Annotated in this window: 16 protein-coding genes; 6 read left to right on the top strand and 10 right to left on the bottom strand. The window is 72.8% G+C overall.

Annotation, left to right across the window (positions count from 1 at the left end; translation table 11 throughout):
- Positions 1-16: 16 nt before the first annotated feature.
- Positions 17-895: a carbohydrate ABC transporter permease gene (locus NI17_RS03865; RefSeq protein ID WP_068689329.1), complete on the bottom strand. Its 879-nt coding sequence runs from the start codon at positions 893-895 to the stop codon at positions 17-19.
- Positions 885-1,853: a carbohydrate ABC transporter permease gene (locus tag NI17_RS03860; RefSeq protein ID WP_068689331.1), complete on the bottom strand. Its 969-nt coding sequence runs from the start codon at positions 1,851-1,853 to the stop codon at positions 885-887. The genes NI17_RS03865 and NI17_RS03860 overlap by 11 nt, the downstream gene beginning before the upstream one ends.
- 483 nt (positions 1,854-2,336) lie before the next feature.
- Here NI17_RS03860 and NI17_RS03855 point away from each other — a divergent pair, with 483 nt between their 5' ends.
- On the top strand, positions 2,337-3,677 hold the full coding sequence (locus tag NI17_RS03855) for a Gfo/Idh/MocA family protein (protein WP_119267708.1): 1,341 nt from the start codon (positions 2,337-2,339) through the stop codon (positions 3,675-3,677).
- Between the two features lie 212 nt (positions 3,678-3,889).
- Here NI17_RS03855 and NI17_RS03850 read toward each other — a convergent pair whose 3' ends face one another.
- Positions 3,890-5,404 (bottom strand): aldehyde dehydrogenase (NADP(+)), encoded by a 1,515-nt coding sequence (locus NI17_RS03850; RefSeq protein ID WP_068689335.1) that lies wholly within the window; start codon positions 5,402-5,404, stop codon positions 3,890-3,892.
- Between the two features lie 161 nt (positions 5,405-5,565).
- Between NI17_RS03850 and NI17_RS03845 the strand changes: the two genes are divergently transcribed.
- The 5 genes from NI17_RS03845 (at position 5,566) to NI17_RS03825 (ending at position 11,994) form a co-directional block, all read left to right on the top strand.
- Entirely contained in the window at positions 5,566-6,723 is a 1,158-nt protein-coding gene (locus NI17_RS03845) for a Gfo/Idh/MocA family protein (RefSeq protein ID WP_068689337.1), read from the top strand.
- Positions 6,720-7,583, top strand: coding sequence for a DUF6807 domain-containing protein (locus NI17_RS03840; RefSeq protein ID WP_243597602.1), 864 nt, complete (start codon positions 6,720-6,722; stop codon positions 7,581-7,583). Before NI17_RS03845 ends, NI17_RS03840 begins: the two co-directional genes overlap by 4 nt.
- A gap of 25 nt (positions 7,584-7,608) precedes the next feature.
- Complete coding sequence (locus NI17_RS03835) at positions 7,609-8,523, top strand: NAD-dependent epimerase/dehydratase family protein (RefSeq protein WP_068689341.1); 915 nt, start codon at positions 7,609-7,611, stop codon at positions 8,521-8,523.
- A 71-nt stretch (positions 8,524-8,594) separates the two neighbouring features.
- On the top strand, positions 8,595-9,635 hold the full coding sequence (locus tag NI17_RS03830; protein ID WP_068689343.1) for a LacI family DNA-binding transcriptional regulator: 1,041 nt from the start codon (positions 8,595-8,597) through the stop codon (positions 9,633-9,635).
- Positions 9,636-9,831: 196 nt separating this feature from the next.
- Positions 9,832-11,994, top strand: a complete 2,163-nt coding sequence (locus NI17_RS03825) for a TerD family protein (protein ID WP_068689344.1) — start codon at positions 9,832-9,834, stop codon at positions 11,992-11,994.
- A 150-nt stretch (positions 11,995-12,144) separates the two neighbouring features.
- On the opposite strand, the gene hydA is transcribed toward NI17_RS03825, so the two are convergent.
- From hydA to NI17_RS03790, 7 genes are all read right to left on the bottom strand, one after another.
- On the bottom strand, positions 12,145-13,548 hold the full coding sequence (hydA, locus tag NI17_RS03820; RefSeq protein ID WP_199859969.1) for a dihydropyrimidinase: 1,404 nt from the start codon (positions 13,546-13,548) through the stop codon (positions 12,145-12,147).
- A complete protein-coding gene (locus NI17_RS03815) occupies positions 13,545-13,946 on the bottom strand; it encodes an allophanate hydrolase-related protein (protein ID WP_068689346.1) in 402 nt (133 codons plus the stop codon). Before NI17_RS03815 ends, hydA begins: the two co-directional genes overlap by 4 nt.
- Positions 13,947-13,974: 28 nt before the next feature.
- Positions 13,975-14,802 carry an ABC transporter ATP-binding protein gene (locus NI17_RS03810; RefSeq protein ID WP_068689348.1) on the bottom strand — a complete coding sequence of 276 codons (828 nt, stop codon included), beginning with the start codon at positions 14,800-14,802 and terminating at the stop codon, positions 13,975-13,977.
- Complete coding sequence (locus NI17_RS03805; protein ID WP_068689350.1) at positions 14,799-15,674, bottom strand: ABC transporter ATP-binding protein; 876 nt, start codon at positions 15,672-15,674, stop codon at positions 14,799-14,801. Before NI17_RS03805 ends, NI17_RS03810 begins: the two co-directional genes overlap by 4 nt.
- Positions 15,671-16,603 carry an ABC transporter permease gene (locus NI17_RS03800; protein WP_199859970.1) on the bottom strand — a complete coding sequence of 311 codons (933 nt, stop codon included), beginning with the start codon at positions 16,601-16,603 and terminating at the stop codon, positions 15,671-15,673. Before NI17_RS03800 ends, NI17_RS03805 begins: the two co-directional genes overlap by 4 nt.
- A gap of 59 nt (positions 16,604-16,662) precedes the next feature.
- Positions 16,663-17,724 carry an ABC transporter permease gene (locus NI17_RS03795; protein WP_068689352.1) on the bottom strand — a complete coding sequence of 354 codons (1,062 nt, stop codon included), beginning with the start codon at positions 17,722-17,724 and terminating at the stop codon, positions 16,663-16,665.
- Between the two features lie 85 nt (positions 17,725-17,809).
- Complete coding sequence (locus NI17_RS03790; RefSeq protein WP_068689354.1) at positions 17,810-19,411, bottom strand: ABC transporter substrate-binding protein; 1,602 nt, start codon at positions 19,409-19,411, stop codon at positions 17,810-17,812.
- Positions 19,412-19,634: the final 223 nt, after the last annotated feature.

Here is a 19,634-nt window from a genome sequence, read left to right as displayed (position 1 = left end):
CTTTGTGTTCCCTTCACTATTTGATTCCGGTGGTGGCGATGCCCTTGACGAGGTATCGCTGACCGGCGAGGAAGAATCCGAAGACCGGGCCGAGAGCGACGATCGACATCGCGAACAGGGGGCCCCAGGAGGTCTGGCTGGTGGAGTCCACGAACGTGCGCAGCGCCACGGGGACGGTGTACATGTTCGGGTCGGTGAGGAAGATCAGCTGGCTGAAGAAGTCGTTCCAGGTCCAGATGAAGGTGAAGATCGCCGTGGTGGCCAGGGCCGGCATCGACAGCGGCAGGATCACCCGGAGGAAGATCCGCACGTGTCCGCAGCCGTCGATGCGCGCCGCCTCGTCGAGGTCCTTGGGCAGTCCGCGGATGAACTGCACCATGAGGAAGACGAAGAAGCCGTCGGTGGCCAGCAGCTTGGGGACGATCAGCGGGTAGAAGGTGTTGATCCACCCCAGGTTGGCGAACAGGATGTACTGCGGGACGATCACGACGTGGATGGGGAGCATGATCGTCATCAGCATGACGGCGAAGAACAGCTTCTTGCCGAAGAACTCCAGCCGGGCGAAGGCGTAGGCCGCCATCGAGCATCCGATGAGGTTGCCGACGATGGCCCCGGCGACCACGACCGCGGAGTTGAGCAGGTAGTGGTGGAAGGGGTGCTGGAGCGCGGTCCAGCCCTCGGTGTAGTTGCCCGGCATGACGCTGCTTCCGGGCAGCAGGCTGGGGTCTCGGAAGATCTCCTCGGTCGGTTTGAAGGAGCTGGAGAGCATCCACAGCAGCGGGTAGAGCATGATCAGCCCGAAGACGATCAGCCCGGTGTGGATGAGCAGGCGGCGGACGTGCTCGGCGCGCGTGCCCCTCCGCTCGCTGGCGGGTGCGGAAGTCTTAGTCACCATAGAAGACCCAGTACTTGGAGGCGAGGAAGTTCACCGCGGTGAACCCACCGATGATCATCAGCAGCAGCCAGGCCATCGCCGAGGCGTAGCCCATGTCGAAGGCGCCGAAGCCCTTCTGGTACAGGTAGAGCGTGTAGAAGAGCGTGGAGTCGCTCGGTCCTCCGGTGCCGCCGCTGACGATGAACGCCTGGGTGAAGGTCTGGAAGGCGTTGATCATCTGCAGCACCAGGTTGAAGAAGATGATCGGCGTCAGCAGGGGGACCGTGATCGTGAAGAACCGGCGCACCGGGCCGGCGCCGTCCACGGCCGCGGCCTCGTAGTACATCGCGGGGACCTGCCGCAGTCCGGCCAGGAAGATCACCATCGGGGCGCCGAACGTCCACACGTTCAGCACGATCAGGGTGCCCAGCGCGTAGTCGGGGTGGGAGACCCAGCCCTCGCCCTGGATGCCGAAGACGGCGAGCACCTGGTTGATCAGGCCGTTGGCGCCGAAGATCTGCCGCCACAGGATCGCGATGGCGACGCTGCCGCCCAGCAGGGAGGGCAGGTAGTACACCGAGCGGTAGATCGGCAGGCCGCGCACTCCCCGGTCCAGGACCATCGCCAGGGCCAGCGCCAGGGCCAACTGGAGCGGCACCGAGACGAAGACGTAGACGAAGGTGACGCCCAGCGAGGTGTGCAGGCGGTCGTCGGTGAGCATCCGCTGGTAGTTCTCCAGGCCAACCCAGTGCGGGTCGCCGATGAGGCTGTAGTCGGTGAAGGAGAAGTACAGCGAGGCCAGGATCGGACCGATGGTGATGCAGACCAGACCGACGAACCAGGGCAGCAGGAAGCCGTAGGCGGCGAGCGTCTCCCGGCGTCTGCGGTTGGGAGAACGCTTCGGCTTCGGCGTCGCGGCCGGGAGCGTGGAAGCGGAGGGCGGAGGGGCGGTTCGGCGTCGCTGCAGGAGCGCGCTCATGTCGCCTCACCGTCCTCCCGACCCGCCCCCGGCACGGCGACGGGTCCGGTGACCAGGTCTGAGTTCATGACGTGGGACCGCCAATCTGCTTGGCTGGGAGGGCTCTGGTGGAAAAGTGCAGAAGACCACTCTGGGAACGTGCGACAGAAAGCTTGGTAAGCGCTATCCATAAGGTATGGTGTTCAGTTTCTAGCACCGGGTTCCAGGGGTGTCAACGACTTCACGGGCAGAAAATCCCCTCCAAGTCCCGTCCTTCCCCGCAAAAGCCCTGATCAGGACTTAAAAGGAGAAACCGACCGAACCGTCGGCCCCCGCCGGGAGACCCCGGGGCCGCGGAGGGAAGGGGCGGCCACAGGCGGGGTAAGCGGTATCCCTGACCAGGAAGGTCGGGCCCCCGACCGCGAGCGGCACCCCCGTCCGGAGGGCCCGTGTCCGAGCGTTCTCGGAGACCACCCCTGCACAGAACTTTGGAAAGCGTTTACCATGCTGAGTGTGAATGAGCGTACTCCACACCCAGCACCGGACCCCGCCACTCCACGCCGCTACGCGATCGTGGGCACCGGATCGCGTGCCCGGATGTACACCCGTGCCCTGGTCACCACGCACGCCGACCGGGGCCGCCTGGTCGCCCTGTGCGACACCAACCGCACCCGCATGGCCGTCCACAACGGGATCGTCACCGACGCCGGGCACGATCCCGTGCCCACCTACTCCCCCGACGACTTCGTCCGGATGCTCGACGCCGAGGCGGTCGACGAGGTCATCGTGTGCACCGTCGACCGGCTGCACGCCGACTACATCGTGGCCGCCCTGGAGGCGGGCCGCGACGTCATCACCGAGAAGCCGATGACCGCCGACCTGGAGGGCTGCCGCCGCATCCACGCCGCCCAGGAGCGCACCGGCGGCCGGGTCACCGTCGGCTTCAACTACCGGTACAACCCCGTCCACGGCCAGCTGCGCGACCTGCTGCGCTCGGGCGTCATCGGGGAGATCGGATCGGTGCACTTCGAGTGGCTGCTCGACCTGCGCCACGGCGCGGACTACTTCCGCCGCTGGCACCGCGACAAGCGCAACTCCGGCGGCCTGCTGGTGCACAAGGCCAGCCACCACTTCGACCTGGTCAACTGGTGGATCGGCTCGCGCCCCACCGAGGTCTTCGCCTGGGGCGACCTGTTCTTCTACGGCGACGAGGGCGGCCGCCGCCACGGCCTGGCCGCCGACTACGAGCGCGGCCACGGCAACCCCGCGGCCGAGAACGACCCGTTCGCGCTGCACATGAGCGACAGCCCGGACCTGACCCGGCTGTACCTGGACGCCGAGCACGAGGACGGCTACCGGCGCGACCTGAACGTCTTCGGTTCCGGCATCACCATCGAGGACGACATGTCGGTGATGGTGCGCTACGCGTCGGGCGCCAAGCTCACCTACCACCTGGTGGCCTACGCGCCGTGGGAGGGCTACCGGATCGCGATCACCGGCAGCCGGGGCCGCCTGGAACTCGACGTCACCGAGTTCCCCTACACCTCCCCCGGCAAAGACGAGACGACCCCGGTGCGCGGCATGCCCGCCCCGAAGGAGAGCACCACCGCCGAACTGCGGCTGCGCCGCCACTGGGCGCCGCCCGAGGACATCCCCGTCGCGGTGGGCGAGGGTTCGCACGGCGGCGGCGACGTCCGCATGCTCGACTCGCTGTTCGGCGGCGGCGACGACGGTATCCGCCCCGACCACAACGACGGCGCCTACGCGCTGCTGACCGGCCTGGCCGCCAACGCATCGATGGAGTCGGGAGCGCCGGTGGTCGTGGACCGACTGCTGCGCGGCTGAGAGCGCGGCCGGCCCGCGGTCCCCGCCGGTTCCTCCCCCTGGGGAACCGGCGGGGACCGCGGGCCGTACAGGGGTGAGGCCGTGCCGGGACGCGGAGGAGGAAGCGTCTCCGGGGCGGCCCGGTCCCGGGAGGAGGTTCCGGGCGGCCCCGGCCCGCGGGGGCGGGGCCGCCTCCACCCCCGCGGGGTCGACGCCCCGGGCCGAGGCGGTCGCTACGGAAGCTCCGGGCGGCCGTCCACCCTGCGGGGCAGCGGGTGCTCCGGGTGGTCGCGCAGTTCGTCGGGCAGCAGCCGCTGCGGGGTGTTCTGCCAGGTCACCGGCTTGAGGAAGCGGCGTGCCGCGGTCATGCCCACCGAGGTGTGCAGCGCGTTGGTGGTCGAGGGCCACGCCCCGCCGTGCGTCATGCCCCAGGCCACGGCCACACCCGTGGGGTAGCCGTTGTAGACCAGGCGTCCGGCCTTGGCGCGCAGCAGCGGCGCCACCGCGTCGGCGAACTCCTCGTCGTCCTCGGCGATGAGGGTGGCCGCCAGGGAGTTGGGCACCTTCGCCAGGGCGCGGGCGAGGTCGTCGGCGTCGCGGTAGGTCACCAGGACCGCCAGCGGACCGAAGCACTCCTCGGCGGCCTCGGCGGTGAACGCGTCCGCGCTGGTGGCCAGCAGCCGCACCGGAACGCTCCACCCCTCGGGGGCGGCCGGGGCGCCCTCGGCGCGGCGCCGCACCGCCTGGTCGTCGGCGGCCTGCTCCCAGCGTTCCAGGTAGCTGCGCTGGATGCCCTCGTTGAGCAGCACGGCGGGTCCGCGTTCGGCCACGGCCGCGGCGATGTCCTCCCCCAGCCGCTTCCCGGCCTCGTCGTCGGGCACGAAGACCAGGCCCGGCTTGGTGCAGAACTGCCCCGCGCCCAGGGTGAAGGAGCCCACCACTCCCTCGGCGACCTCCTCGGCGCGGGCCGCCGCGGCGGCGGGGGTCACCACGAGCGGGTTGACGCTGCCGAGTTCTCCGTAGAAGGGGATGGGGTCGGGGCGCGAGGAGGCGATGTCGAACAGCGTCCGCCCGCCGCCGACCGACCCGGTGAAGCCGACGGCCTGGATCGCGGGGTGGCGCACGAGCGCGGCCCCGGCCTGCTGGCCGTAGACGATGCCGAGCACGCCCTCGGGCGCTCCGGCCTCCTCCAGGGCGCGGGCCATGACGGCGTGGCACAGCTTCGAGGTGGCCGGGTGCGAGGAGTGCGCCTTGACCACGACCGGGCATCCGGCGGCCAGGGCCGAGGCGGTGTCGCCGCCGGGGACGGAGAAGGCGAGCGGGAAGTTGCTGGAGCCGAAGACCGCGACCGGGCCGAGCGGGACGAGCATGCGCCGCAGGTCGGGGCGGGGGCCCATGGGGGTGTCGCCCGCGTGGTCGATGACGGCCTCCAGGTAGGAGCCCTCCTCCAGCATCAGGGCGAACTGCTCGAACTGGAAGCAGGTGCGGGTGAGTTCTCCGTTGAGGCGGGTCTCGCCCAGCGCGGTCTCGCGGTCGGCCAGCGCGACGACGGCGGCGCGCTCGGCCTCCAGGGCGCGGGCCGCGGCGCGCAGCAGCGCGGCCCGTTCGAAGCGGGAGGCGGCGGCGAGGCCCGGGGCGGCCTGGGCCGCGGCCCGGCACAGGGCGTCCACCTCGGCGTCGCCGGTGGTCCGGGCGACGGTCTCCACCGGCGTGCCGGTGCGCGGGTCGATGCTGACGACGTCTGCCATGAGCGGTTGCACGTCCTCTCGTTGACATGGCGTTCCGGCGCCGCCTACATTGGGCAAGCGCTTTCCATGACGATAGCAGCCGAAGGGGTCGATGTCGTGAACACCGCCGCCGCAGGACACCGCAGTTCAGCAACCCGACGTCCGCCTCGGAGGATGTCGCGATGACCCCCCTCAGCGGCCCCGTCCCGGTGGTGCTGGTCGGCGTGCACGGCCACGGCCGCTCCCACCTGAGGAACCTGCGCAGACTCAGCGACGCCGGGCTGGTCCGGCTGGTCGGGGTGTGCGACCGGCGCCCCGTCCCCGACTCCCTCCTGGAGGGGCTGGGCCCGGTGCACCACTCCTCCGACCTTTCCGGACTGCTGGAACTCACCGGTGCGGCGATCACCGTCCTGGTCACCCCCATCCACACCCACCTGCCGCTGGCCCGGATCGCGCTCGACCACGGCTCCCACCTGCTGCTGGAAAAGCCCCCCACCGCCACGCTGGCCGAGTTCGACGAGTTGTGCACGGCCGTGGCCGCCTCCGGTCTGGCCTGCCAGGTGGGCTTCCAGAGCCTGGGCTCCTCCGCCGTGGCGGCGGTGCGCGCGCTCGTCGCCGACGGCGCGATCGGCGCGGTGCGCGGCATCGGCGGCGCGGGCACCTGGATCCGCACCTCGGCCTACTACGAGCGCGCCGCGTGGGCGGGACGCCGCCGCCTGGACGGCCGCGACGTGGTCGACGGAGCACTGACCAACCCCTTCGCGCACGCCATCGCCACCGCCCTGGCCGTCGCGGGCGCCGACCAGGCGGTGTCCGGCCCCGTCGAACTGGAACTGTTCCACGCCCACGACATCGAGAGCGACGACACCTCCTGCGTGCGCCTGCACGCCCCCGACGGCACCCCGATCTCGGTGGCCGTCACCCTGTGCGCCGCCGAGCACCGCCCGCCCCACCTCGTCGTGCACGGCGACGCCGGACGGATCGTCTTCGAGTACACCCTGGACCGCGTCACCCTCCACCGCCCCGGCGAGGAGCCCGTCACCACCGAGCACCCGCGCACCGACCTGCTGGAGAACCTGGTGGCGCACATCGGACGGGGCGAACCGCTCCTCGTGCCCCCCGCCGCCACGCGCGGCTTCATGACCGTGCTGGAGGCGGTGCGGCGCGCCCCCGACCCCACCCCCATCCCCGAGTCGGCCCAGCAGGTGTCGGTCGAGGCCGAGGGCACCCGGCGCGTGGTGCCCGGCGTCGACGGACTCGTGCTCCGCAGCGCCGAGCGCGTGGCCCTGTTCTCCGAGATCGGCGTCCCGTGGACGCCCGCAGCCAAGGCGGCCTCATGACCTCGCTCCCCTCCTCCCCCTCCGCGGCGACGCTGTCGGTGGACGGCGTGGCCGTCGCCCGTCACCGCGACGGCGCGGACGTCGAACCGGTGCTGTCGCCCCGCCCCTACCTGCACCCGGTGCGCACCCTCGGTGGGACGGTCGTCACCGAGGTCTGCCCCGACGACCACCGGCACCACCTGGGGGTGAGCGTCGCCGTCCCCGACGTCTCGGGGGTGAGCTTCTGGGGCGGGCGCACCTTCACCCGCGACCGCGGCTCGGTGCTGCTGGACAACCACGGCCGCCAGGAGCACCTGGAGTGGCTGGTCGAAGAGGACTCGCGGCGCGTGGAGGCCCTGTCGTGGACCGACCCGGACGGCGCGGAACTGGTGCGCGAGGAGCGCACCTGGGCCGCGCGGCGGGTCGGCGCGGACGCGTGGGCGCTGGAGGTCGCCGTGCGGCTGCGCAACACCAGCGGACGGCCCCTGAGCATCGGCAGCCCGGCCACCAACGGACGTCCCCGCGCGGGCTACGGCGGCTTCTTCTGGCGGGCGCCCATCGCCGCCGAGCCGCCGCGCTGCCTCGGCCCCGGCGTCGAGGGCGAGGACGCGCTGCACGGCTCGCGCGCCGACTGGCTGGCGCTGGCCGGGCGCTCCCCCGAAGGCCGGGAGTGGACGCTGGTGTTCGTCCAGGACGGCCCCGACCGCGACCCGTGGTTCCTGCGCGCCGCGGAGTACCCCGGTGTCGGCGCGGCCCTGGCCTGGGCGGAGCGGCTGCCGCTGCCCGAGGGCGGCGGCCTGGAACGCCGCGTGGTCACCGTCGTCGCCGACGGCCGCCCCGACCCGGCCGCCCTGGCCGCCGCCGCCCGTCGGCGTCCGTAACCCCCCGATCAGAAAGGCGGTACCCATGCGCGTCCTCGTCACCGGCGGCTCGGGGCGGCTCGGCCGCAGCGTCGTCGCCGTCCTGGCCGAACGCGGACACGACGTCACCTCCGTCGACATCGCGCCCGGCCCGCAGATCCCCGGTGTGCGCGGCGTGGTCGCCGACCTGCTCGACGAGCGCGCCCGCGCCGGGGTCTTCGCCGACGCCCGCCCCGAGGGGGTGGTCCACCTGGCGGGCATCGCGGTTCCGTTCGCCCGCCCCGACCTGGAGACCCTGGACGTCAACACCCGCCTGGCCTGGGCGGTGCTCACCGATGCGGTCGCCTGCGGCGCGCGGGCGGCCGTGGCCGCCTCCAGCCCGACCGTCTTCGGGTACAACACCCCCTCCTGGCGCCCCCGCTACCTGCCGCTGGACGAGGAGCACCCGGTCGCGCCGTGGCACGCCTACGGGCTGAGCAAGCTCATCATCGAGGAGACGGTGCGCGCGGTGGCCCGCACCAGCGGCGACTGCGTGCTGTCGGTCGTGCGCCCCGGCTACGTGATCGCCCCCGAGGAGTGGGCGGGCGCTCCCACCCAGCAGGGGCACACCGTCGCCGAGCGCCTGGCCGACCCGGAACTGGCGGCCGGGTCGCTGTTCAACTACATCGACGCCCGCGACGCCGCCGAACTGTTCGCGCTGGTCGTCGAGCACCCCGAGCGGGTGGCCAACGGCCAGGTCCTCCACGCGGTCGCCGAGGACCCGCTGGCCGCGCGCCCGCTCGACGAACTGCTGCCGCGGTTCCACCCCACCACCGCGGAGGCGGCCGGCGCCCTGGCCGACGGCCGCGCCGCCTTCAGCTCAGAGGCGGCGCGCAGGGCCCTGGGATGGCGTCCCAGGAGGACCTGGCGCTCCGAACTGCGACAGAATGCACAGGGCGGGATCAGCGGCGCGGATTCCTGACACGTCGCCGCTGCTCTACGATCGGAAGGGAAAGAGTTTTCCTGGTGGCACGCAGCGGAAAGGGCGACGGGGTGGGGTCCGGATACGTGACACTGGAGCAGGTGGCCAAGCATGCCGGGGTGTCCCTGGCGACCGCGTCGCGCGTGATCAACGGCAGCACCCGGCAGGTCGGTGAGAAGCTGCGCGAACGGGTCACCGCCAGCGCCCGCGAACTCGGCTACCTCGCCAACGCGTCGGCGCAGACACTGGCCCGCAACACCAGTTCCCTGGTGGGGCTCATCGTGCACGACATCGCCGACCCCTACTTCTCCAGCATCGCCGCGGGGGTGACCCGCCGCGCCGAGGACGAGGGGCTGGTGGTGGTGCTGGGCACCACCGGTCGGGCTCCCCAGCGCGAGACCCAACTGCTGGCGACCCTGCGCGCGCACCGCGCCCGCGCCGTGGTCCTGGTGGGCAGCCGCACGATCGACGAGGAGAGCACCCGCAGACTGGCCGGTGAGATCAGGACCTTCACCAAGCAGGGCGGGCGGGTCGCCTGCGTGTCGCAGGAGGGGCTGCCCGCCGACACGGTGGTCCCCGACAACCGCAACGGCGCCGCCGCGCTGGCCCGGCACCTCGTCGATCAGGGCCACCGCAGGTTCGCGATCCTGGCCGGTCCCACCGACCTGCGCGCCGCGCGCGACCGGTTGGACGGGTTCCACTCCGCGCTGTCGAGCGCGGGCATCGACCTCGCCTACCACAACGTGGTGCACGGCGCGTTCACCCGCGACGGCGGCTACGAGTCCACCCGCCGCCTGATGGCCGCGGGAACGGACGCGACCTGCCTGTTCGCGGTCAACGACGTCATGGCCACCGGGGCGATGGCCGCCCTGCGCGACCTGGGGCTGCGGGTGCCCGAGGACCTGTCGGTGGCGGGGTTCGACGACATTCCCACGCTGCGCGACCTCACCCCGGCCCTGACCACGGTGCGCCTGCCCCTGGAGCGGATGGGCGAGGAGGCGGCCCGCCTGGCCCTGGACGACAACGGGGAGTCCGCCCAGGAGTCCCGCGTGGTCGCGGTCAGCGGCGAGGTCATCGCCCGCGAGAGCACCGCCCCGCCCACACGGCGCTGACCCCCGCCCCGGCCGGTTCGCGGCGGGCGCGGGGGACGGCCGCGGCGGTGTCACGGGTCCTTCCGACCTCCCGGCGTCTCCCGCTCCTCTCCGGACCCGCATCCGGGAGAACCGCGCCGTCGGAGGCGACCGTGGCGGGCGTGCCCGCTCCCGTTAATCGCTTCCCCCCGCCGACTCCGCCCGCAAGACTGTGCCCATGCTGACGACCCAGATCATCCGCACGACACTGCGCGTGCCCGCCCCCGAGGGGGAGCCGGGCGACGGCGCGGCGGCGGCCCGGCAACTGGACGCCGCGCTCCTGCGGATCGGTTTCAAGTGCTCACGGGAACTGCTGGAGCACCTGTCGGGGCTGCGGCCCGAGACCGTGATCGACACCGCCGTGCGGGTCCTGGCCGCGGTGCGTGAGGCGGTGGGCGACCACGTCGCGCACAACGTCTACTTCAGGGACTTTCCCGCCAACGTTCCCGACACCGTGGAGTTCTGGCTGGACTGCCTGTCCCGGGCGCTGACCGACCCCGCCGACGAGGGCGTCGACGGTCGGCGCCTGCTGACCGCCGGGGGGATCGACCTGCTCGCGCTGCCCTCCTACGGCCGCTACCAGCACTCGTGGTCCGACCTGCTGGCCGCCCACGACGACCTCGTCCCCTCGGTGAAGGACCGGGTCAGCGTCCTGCACCTGGGACGGCCGCTGCCGGAGGAGGCGCACGCCCGCTACCTCGCCCTGGCCGCCAGCCCGGTTCCGTTGAACGACGAGGACCTGCGCCTGCTGGAGACCCTGGCCGCCTACTGCGTCGACGCCGAACAGCCGCGGACCGTCCCGGTGCGGGAGAACCGGGCGCTGGTCAACCGCGTCCGCCTGACGCACGACAGGCCCCTGCTGGTGGACACCGTCACCGACGTGCTGCGGTTGGCCTGCGCGCTGTCGGGCGGCGACGTCACCCTGGCCGAGCCCACCCGGTTCCGGTCCCTGGCCCGCCGCGACCGGCGCGCGCTGCTGGCCGCGCTCGACCGGGTGGTCGGCGCCGCCCCGGCCAAGCTCGCCGACGTCAACCGGTTCGCCGACCGGTGGAAGCGCCTGGGCGAGAGCCTGCATCCGCACGAGCATCCCCGCCTGCCCCACGCCCAGGAGGTGTTCGCCGTGGCGCGCGGCGACCGGCGGGTCCGCTCCCTGGCCGCCCGCGTCGAACTCGCCCTGGCCGACGGCGGCCCGGACCGGGCGCTTCCCCTCCTCGTCCAGGCTCCCGGCATGCTCGTCCGCGCCCTCGACCGGCTGCTGCGCCTCTCCGCCCCCGAGCGGGCCGACGCCGTCGTGGCCGCCCTGGCCGACACCGTCGGGCAGGTGTCGGGGCGGGTGCTGCTGGCCGCGCGCGAGCACCTGACCAACCGCGCCCTGCCCGGCACGGCCCGCCTCTTCGTCAACCGGACCGGCCGGGCCTGGACGGTCCCCGACGGCAGGCCGCCGCTGGACCGGGCGGTCGTCGACCGGGTCAACCGCGTGCTCGACGACGAGATCGCGCGCCGGCTGCCCGCCTACGACCTGGTCCTGGTCGACCCGGCGGTCCGCACGGCGGCCCTGCCCCGCTCGGGCAAGGCCGTCCCGGGCGGGTTCGGCGTCCTGCCCCGGGGGTCGGTGACGTCCGTGGACGGTCGGCACCTGCGGTTCTTCGTCCACTGGACGCAGCAGCGGAGCGACACCGACTTCGACCTGTCGGTGCTGCTGCTCAACGACGACTTCCAGTACGGCGGGCAGGTGTCCTGGACCAGCCTCAGCGGGTACGGCGCGGTCCACTCCGGCGACATCGTCGAGGCCCCCGCGCCCGAGGGCGCCACGGAGATGATCGACCTCGACCTGTCCAGGGTGCCTGCCCGGTACGTCGTACCGCAGGTCAACGTCTACTCCGGAGAGGGGTTCGACCAGGTCGCCGAGTCCTTCTTCGGGTACATGACCCGCGACGGGGAGCAGGAGGGCCTGCCCTTCGAACCGCGCACCGTCCGGGTCAGGTCCGACCTGCGCGGCAGCGGGCAGGTGGTCCTGCCGCTGGTGTTCGCCCGCGACGCCTCCGGCGTGTGGACGGCCCGGTGGACGCACCTGGTCCTGAGCGGAGAGCCCCGCTTCAACCGGGTGGAGGGCAACCGCGTCAGCACCGCCCTGCTGGCCCGGTCGATCCTGGAGCGCGAGTACCTGACCGTCGGCCACCTCGCGGACCTGATGCGCCGCAACGGCGCGGAGGTCGCCTCCCCCGCCGGGCGCGGGCCCCGGGGACGGACCGCCTACGTCGGCCTGGAGCGCCCCGAGGACCTGCCCGACGGGGTGGACGTCTTCACCCCCGACCGGTGGAGTGCTCTCGTCCCCGAGTGACCGTGGGGTACAATCACCCGGACGAGGCCATGAGAGGGCTTCCTGCTCAACCACATTTCCAAGATGTCCAGCCCTCCCGCTCTCCTCTTCTTTCCGGAAGGCCCCGACGCGCGTCGGGGCCTTTCCCGTCCCTTCGGGGCGGCGCGTGCGCTACAGCCGGGCGGGGATGGGGCCGGAGGGGACGTGCCGACCGCGCGGGGTGCCGTCGACCAGGACGCCGTCGCGGACCACCACCCGCCCCCGCACCAGGACGGTCACGGGGCGGCCGGTCAGCTCCCTGCCCTCGTAGGGCGTGTAGTCGGTGGCCATGTGCAGCTCCTCCGCGCGCACCCGCCAGCGCGCACCCGGGTCCCACAGCGCGATGTCGGCGTCCGAACCCGGCAGCACCGCCCCCTTGCGGGGGTAGATCCCGTTGGCCCGCGCCGGGTTGGCCGCGGTCAGCTCCACGAACCGGGTCGGCTCCAGCCCGTGGCCCACCACGTACTCGGAGAAGACCACCGGAAGCCGCGTCTCCACCCCCGGCAGGCCGTTGGGCATGACCCGCACGTCGTGGTGGCGCTCCTCCTTCTGCGCGGTGTCGTAGCAGCAGTGGTCGCTGCCGATGGTGGACACCTCGCCGGTGAACAGGTGCCGCCCCAGCGCCTCGACCGCCGCGCGCGGCCGCAGCGGCGGGCAGCACACGAACCGCTCGGGGTGCTCGCCCGCGTAGACACTGTCGTCGAGGACCAGATGGTGGGCCACCGCCTCGGTGTAGGCGCGGACACCGCGCCGCCGGGCCGCGGCCACCAGCTCCACGGCCTCGGCGGTGGACTGGTGCACGAAGTACACGGGCGCGCCCACCGACTCGGCGATGGCCAGGATCTCGGCCACCGAGGCCGTCTCGGCCAGCTCGGGGCGGGTGGCGGCCATGTGTCCGGCGCCGATGCGGCCCTCGGCGGCGCAGCGGGTCTGGGTGTCGCTGACGATGTGGTCGGCCTCGCAGTGGATGACCACCATGCCGCCCAGGTCGCGCAGCGTCTTCATGGTGCGCAGGATGGTGTCCTCGTCAGCCATGCTCTCGCCGCGGTAGGTGGTGAACATCTTGACGGTGCGCACCCCCGCGGCGCTCATCTCCGCGAGCTGGTCGGCGGTCGTGTCGTCCCACTCGACGACGCAGCCGTGCAGGGCGCTGTCGCACACCCCCCGCGCCGCCTTGTCCCGCTGCTTCCGGGCGGCATCGGCGGGGCGCTCCCCGGGGCGGGGAATGGCGAAGTCCACGATGGTGGTGGTACCGCCGAACACCGCGGCGGTGGTGCACTGCCGGTAGTCGTCCAGCGAGGTGTAGTCACCGGAGGTGAAGCCGACGTGGCAGTGCGGGTCCACGCCTCCCGGCAGCACCAGCAGACCGGACGCGTCGATCTCGGCCGCGCCCGCGCCGCCGGGCACGGGGGTTCCGGGGGCGGCGAGCGCGGCGACCGTTTCCCCGGACACGAACACGTCGGCCCTGCCCTGCCAGTCGGCGTTGACCACCGTTGCGCCCCGGACGACCAGGGTCACCGGTTCCGTACCGCTCACATCCGCTCCTTCCGGGCCGGGGCGGCGAGGTAGGCGCGCCAGCCGCCCGCGCCGCTGATGTCGGTGACGCCCGGCGCGTCCAGGGCCTCGGCGCGCATGCGCATGGCCAGGGAGCCGGTGCCGTCGGACAGTTCGATCACTCCCAGCTCCAGTTCCGGGGGCTCCTCGGGCAGCAGCCGGTCGCGGAGCCGGGCGTAGTCGACCTCGTAGAGTTCCCCGGGCACACCGAAGCCCCCGGGCCCCACGGGATGCAGCCCGGGGAACTCGTCACGCACCGAGTAGAAGCGGTACAGCGGGGCGGTCTCGGCGGGGCCGAGGAACACCGCGCCGGACAGCGCGTGGTTGATCTCGCCTCCGGACATGGCCTGGCCGTTGACGAACATGCGGACCGTCGCCACGACGGGTCTCCTTTCGGGGGTTCGGGACTCAGGACCGGGCCGCGGCGCGGGCGCGCTCGGCGGCCGGGTCGGGGAGGGGAACCGCGTCCAGCAGGGAACGCGTGTAGGGGTGCCGGGGGTCGCGGTAGACGTGTTCCCGGTCGCCGATCTCCACGACCGTCCCGGCGCTCATCACGGCGACGCGGTCGCACAGGTAGTGCACGACGGCCAGGTCGTGTGCGATGAACAGCAGGGACAGTCCCAGGCGGGCGCGCAGGTCCCGCAGCAGGTTGAGGATCTGGGCCTGCACCGAGACGTCCAGCGACGACACCGGCTCGTCACAGATCAGCAGCCGGGGACCGACCGCCAGCGCCCGGGCGATGGCGATGCGCTGGCGCTGCCCGCCGGAGAAGGACCTGGGGTACCGGTCCAGGTGGGCGGCCTCCAGTCCCACCAGTTCCAGCAGTTCCACCACGCGGTCGCGGCGCCGGGCGGGATCGGGTTCGATTCCGTGGACGAGCAGCCCCTCCCCCACCAGTTCGGCCGCGGTCATGCGCGGACTGAGCGAGGAGTAGGGGTCCTGGAAGATCATCTGCATGTCGCGGCGTACCGGGGTGAGCTCCCGGTGCCCGGCGCGGGTGATGTCGCGTCCGGCCACGACCACCCGGCCGGAGTCGGGGCGCAGCAGCCGGGCCACGCAGCGCGCGGTCGTGGACTTGCCCGATCCCGACTCGCCCACCAGGCCCAGCGCCTCGCCCGGCGCGACGGTGAAGGACACGTCGTCGACGGCGCGCCTGCCCGGTTCACCGAGGCGGCCGGGGAAGGTCTTGACCAGGTGTCGCACGGCGAGCAGCGGTTCGGCGGCGTCCGGGGTCACGTTCGGCTCCTCTCGGCGGGCGTGTCGTGGACGTCCAGGTACTCGGCGACGGTGCTGAGCCGCTGGTCCGGTCCGCGGTCGATGCGCGGCACCGCGTTGAGCAGGCCGCGGGTGTAGGGGTGGGAGGGGGCGGCGTAGACGTCGTCCACCGCCCCCTCCTCCACCACGCGTCCCGTGCGCATCACCACCACACGGTCGGCGAACCCGGCGACGATGCCCAGGTCGTGGGTGATGAGGAGCACGGCCATACCGCGTTCCCGGGCGAGTTCGTCCAGCAGCCGCAGAACCTGGTCCTGCACGCGCACGTCCAGCGCGGTCGTGGGTTCGTCCGCGATGAGCAGCGCGGGTTCGGCGATGACGGCGATGGCGATGACCACGCGCTGGCGCATGCCGCCGGAGAACTGGTGGGGGTAGTCGTCGAACCGGCGGTCGGGGTCGGAGACGCCGAGTCGGGCGAGCAGTTCGACCGCGCGGCGCCGCGCCTCGCGGCGGCCGACACCGCGGATGCGCAGCGGCTGGGTGATCTGCCAACCGACGGTCCTGACCGGGTTGAGGGCGGCGAGCGGGTCCTGGAAGACCAGGCCGACCTCGGCTCCCCGGATCCGGCGCACCTCCCGGGAGGGCAGGGTGAGCACGTCACGGCCGCGGACGCGGATCTGGCCGGACAGGCGGGCGTCGGGGTCCAGGCCGAGGACGGAGCGGGCGGTCACCGACTTGCCGGAGCCCGACTCCCCGACCAGGGCGACGCGCTCACCGGCGGCCACCCGGAGATCCACACCGTGGACGACGTCGCGCGTCCCGCCGGGGGCGGGGAAGCCCACCCGCAGGGAGCGCACGTCCAGCAGCGGGGCGGGGCCGTGCGACGCGCTCATGCGTTCTCTCCCGTCCTGAGGGTGGGGTCGTTGCGGACCCGCAGCCAGTCGCCGACCAGGTTGGCGCTGATCGCGGTGACGGCGATGGCCAGGCCGGGGAAGACCACCGCCCACCAGGCGCTGACGGCGGTGTCGCGGGAGGCCGCGATCATCGCCCCCCACTCGGCGGAGGGCACCTGAGCGCCGACCCCGACGAAGGACAGTCCGGAGATGACCAGCATCACGGCGGAGACGTCCAACGTGACCTGCACGTAGAGGGTGTCCAGGGCGTTGGGCAGGATGTGCCTGAACACCAGGCGGCGTCGGGGGACACCGAGCACCCGCGCGGCCTCCACGTACTCGGCGTCGCGGACCTCCCGCACCAGGGTGCGCACCAGGCGGGCGTAACCGGGCCACCAGGTGGCGGCCAGCGCGACGACCGCCGAGCTCAGGCTCGGTCCCATCGCGGCGGCCAGTCCCAGTGCCACGACGATCGCGGGCAGGGAGAGCCCGATGTCGCACAGGCGCATGAGGATCTCGTCGACGACCCGTCCGCCGAGCGCGGCCAGGGTGCCCACGACGGTGCCGATGACGGCCGCGGCGGCGATCACCGCGATCGTGGCGATCAGGGTGATCCGGCCGCCGGTGAGGATGCGGCTGAGGATGTCGCGGCCGTTGGCGTCGGTGCCCAGCCAGTGCTCGCCGCCGGGCGGTCGCAGTGCCCTGGTCAGGTCCACCGCGTAGGGGTCCGCGGGGGCCAGGTGGGGGCCGAACACCGCGACCAGGACCATGAGGACGGCCACGGCCACGGCGATCCGGTCGACGACTCCGACGCGCCGCCGCGCGGACGGGCGGGCGGGGAGTCCGAGCAGGCGGCGCGGACCGGAGAGGGCCGGCGGCGCGGCGCCGGCCTCGGGACGTGCGGCGGGTGGTCCCCCGGTGTCGGGCATGGGCGGGTCCTTCCTCTGTCCTCGTCTTCGGGGTCTTCGGGTCGGTGCGGCGGGGGCGGTCATGCCGGTCCCCCCGCGTCCGCGGTGGCGGGCGCCCCGCCGCGGCGGGCGCGGCGGCCCTCACCGCGCAATCGCGGGTTGAGCCACAGTTGGACCAGGTCCACGGCGAAGTTGGCGGCCACGAAGACCACCCCGATCACCAGGACCGCGCCGATGACGGCGTAGAGGTCGTTCTGCAGCACCGCGGTCACCGAGTAGGCGCCGATGCCGGTGCGTCCGAAGATGGACTCCACCAGGACGGTGGAGCCGAGCATCCAGCCCAGTTGCATGCCGAGGATGGTGCTGGTGGGCACGAGCGCGTTACGCAGTCCGTGCGAGACCACCACCCGCCACTCCGAGGCCCCGGTGGCGCGGGCCAGCGTGATGTAGTCGGCGTCGAGCGCGCTGATCATGGTGGAGCGCAGGGTGCGGGTCACGACCGCGATGTAGGAGGCCGCCAGTGTCACGGCGGGCAGCACCAGGTGGCGCAGCGCGTCGCCGAACGCCGCGAGGTCTCCCGCGAGCAGGGCGTCCACCGTGGTCATCCCGGTCCTTCGCAGGACCTCCGAGTCGAAGCCGAGGTGGCCGGTCAGCGGCAGCAGGTTCCACTGCGCGGACAGCAGCAGTTGCAGGATCAGCCCCAGCCAGAACACGGGGACGGCGGCCCCCAGCAGCGCGACGAGTCGGGCGGCGAGGTCGGCGGCCCTGCCGCGCCGGTAGGCGGAGAGCACGCCGAGTGGGACGGCGACAACGATGTTGACCGCCATGGCGGCCAGGACGAGTTCGATCGATGACGGCAGGGTCTGGGCGATGTCGTCGACGACGGGGCGCTGGGTGAACACCGAGGTGCCCAGGTCGCCGTGGAGGACGCGGCCGACGTAGTCGGCGAACTGCGCGGGTACCGGCTCGTCGAGGCCCAGGCGCCGCCGTACCGCCTCGACCTGTTCGGCGGTGGCGTTGCGTCCGGCGGCCGCGCGGGCCGGGTCTCCGGGCAGCACCTGGGTCATGAGGAACGTGACCGTGACGAGACCGGTCAGGACGAGGACCATCATGCCCAGTCGCCGGGCGAGGAACGCGATCACCGGGCCTCCCCTCGTGGTGTCGGAGTGTTCGGGGTCCGGGACCGGTGCGGCGGTCCGGACGGGACCGCCGCACCGGCGGACGCGGTCAGCCCTTGCTGATCCGGTAGACGTCCACGGTCTGGTGGTGCGCGGCGTCGTAGGCGTAGCCCTCGACGCCGTCGGAGAGGACCGTGACGTACTGGGGGTTGGACAGGGCCAGTGCCGCGTGGTCCTCGGCGATGATCGACTGCGCCTCGGTGTAGTCGGCGCAGCGCCGCTCCTCGTCGGTGGCGCTCTGGGCGCGCTCGACCAGCTCGTCCACCTCGGGGTTGGCGTAGCCGCCGTAGTTCATCCCGGCCCCGACGAACTGGGAGTGGAAGCTCTGGTAGAGCACGGCGTCAGGGTCGGGGAAGGCGGGGAAGGTGTAGATCATCCCCAGGTCGGGGATGTCGTCGACGGCGGCGGTCAGCTCCACGTACTGCGGGTAGGTGACGGCCTGCAGCTTCAGGTCGACGCCGATCTCGGCGAGGTTGGACTGCAGCAGGGTCGCGGCCTGCTCCATCTCCGCGGTGGCCTCCAGGTAGGTCATGGTGATGGAGACGTTCTCGATCCCGGCCTCCTCCAGGATCTCGCGTGCCCTGTCCGGGTCGTACCCGGGCTGGAGCACCTCGGCGTCGTGGCAGGGCATGCCGCCGGGCAGCACCCCCCGGGCCCGGTTGCCCGCCCCGTGGAGGATGTTCTCCAGGTGCTGGTCGTAGTCGTAGGCGTAGGAGACGGCCTCCCGCAGGGCCGCGTCCTCCATCGGGGTCTCGCCGCTCATCTTGAACAGCCCGTACAGCACGACGTTGGTGTCGGCCCGGTCCACGACGAACCCCCCGGTCGACTCGAAGGAGGCCCAGTCGTTGGGGGCGATGTCCATCGCGATGTCGATGTCGCCCTGACGCAGGGCGGTGGCCTGGGTGGACGCTTCGGACAGGTAGCGGAAGACCACCTTCTGCGGCTGGCCGTCGAAGCCGCCCCAGTACTCGTCGTGGCGTTCGAAGGCCGCCTCCTGGTTGGGGGTGTAGCCGGTGATCCGGTAGGGGCCGGACCCCGCGTCGTTGGTGGCCAGCCACTGCTGGCCGTCGTCGGACCCGGCGTTCTCCTCCACCAGTGCGGAGTTGAGGACGTAGACGCGGCTGAGCGCGGCGAGGAAGGGCGCGTGGGACCTGCTGAGCCGGATGGTCAGGTGCGTGTCGTCGACCGCCTCGGCGGAGTCGTAGGCGGCGATGAAGGAGGCCACGCCGAGTTGCAGCCGCTTGGCCCGGTCCAGGGTGTAGACGACGTCGTGTGCGGTGAGCGCGGCGCCGTCGTGGAAGGTGACGTCGTCGCGCAGGGTCATCTCGATGACGGTCCCGTCGTCGGAGACCGTCCACTCGGTGGCCAGCGATCCCACGATCTCGCCGTCCTCGAACCGCACGAGGGTGTCGTAGGCGGGGCGGACCACCTCGTCCACGGTGGAGTTGTTGGCCTGTACCGGGTCGAAGGTCGCCGGGGGCTCGTTCTCGGCGATGATGAGCGTTTCGGCGCGGGCCGTGCCGGCTCCGGCGCCGCCGCCTCCGCCGCAGGCGGTGAGGGCCAGCGCGGCTGCCGCGGTGAGCGCGCCGGCGGCGAGCCGGGGACGGCGGTGGGATCGGGGGGACGCCTTGTGGGTGTTGTTCGGTCGCACTGGTTCTTCTGCCCTTCGGTTCCGCGGCGTCCGCGAGGACGCCGCCGGACTGCTGACCGGATCGGTCGCCGTTGGCCGACACCGGGACGGACGGTGGGGTGGGTGACGCGGGGGACGGCCCGGCGCGTGCGGTGGGCCGCTCCCCTCGGCGGCCGGCCCCCGACGTGTCGGGGGCGCGGGCCGGTTCGGGGCGGGTGGTGGTCGGAGCGTGCGGGGAGGGCGG

Source organism: Thermobifida halotolerans, from assembly GCF_003574835.2.
Classification (GTDB): domain Bacteria; phylum Actinomycetota; class Actinomycetes; order Streptosporangiales; family Streptosporangiaceae; genus Thermobifida; species Thermobifida halotolerans.
This window is presented reverse-complemented; position numbering and strand designations above follow the sequence as displayed.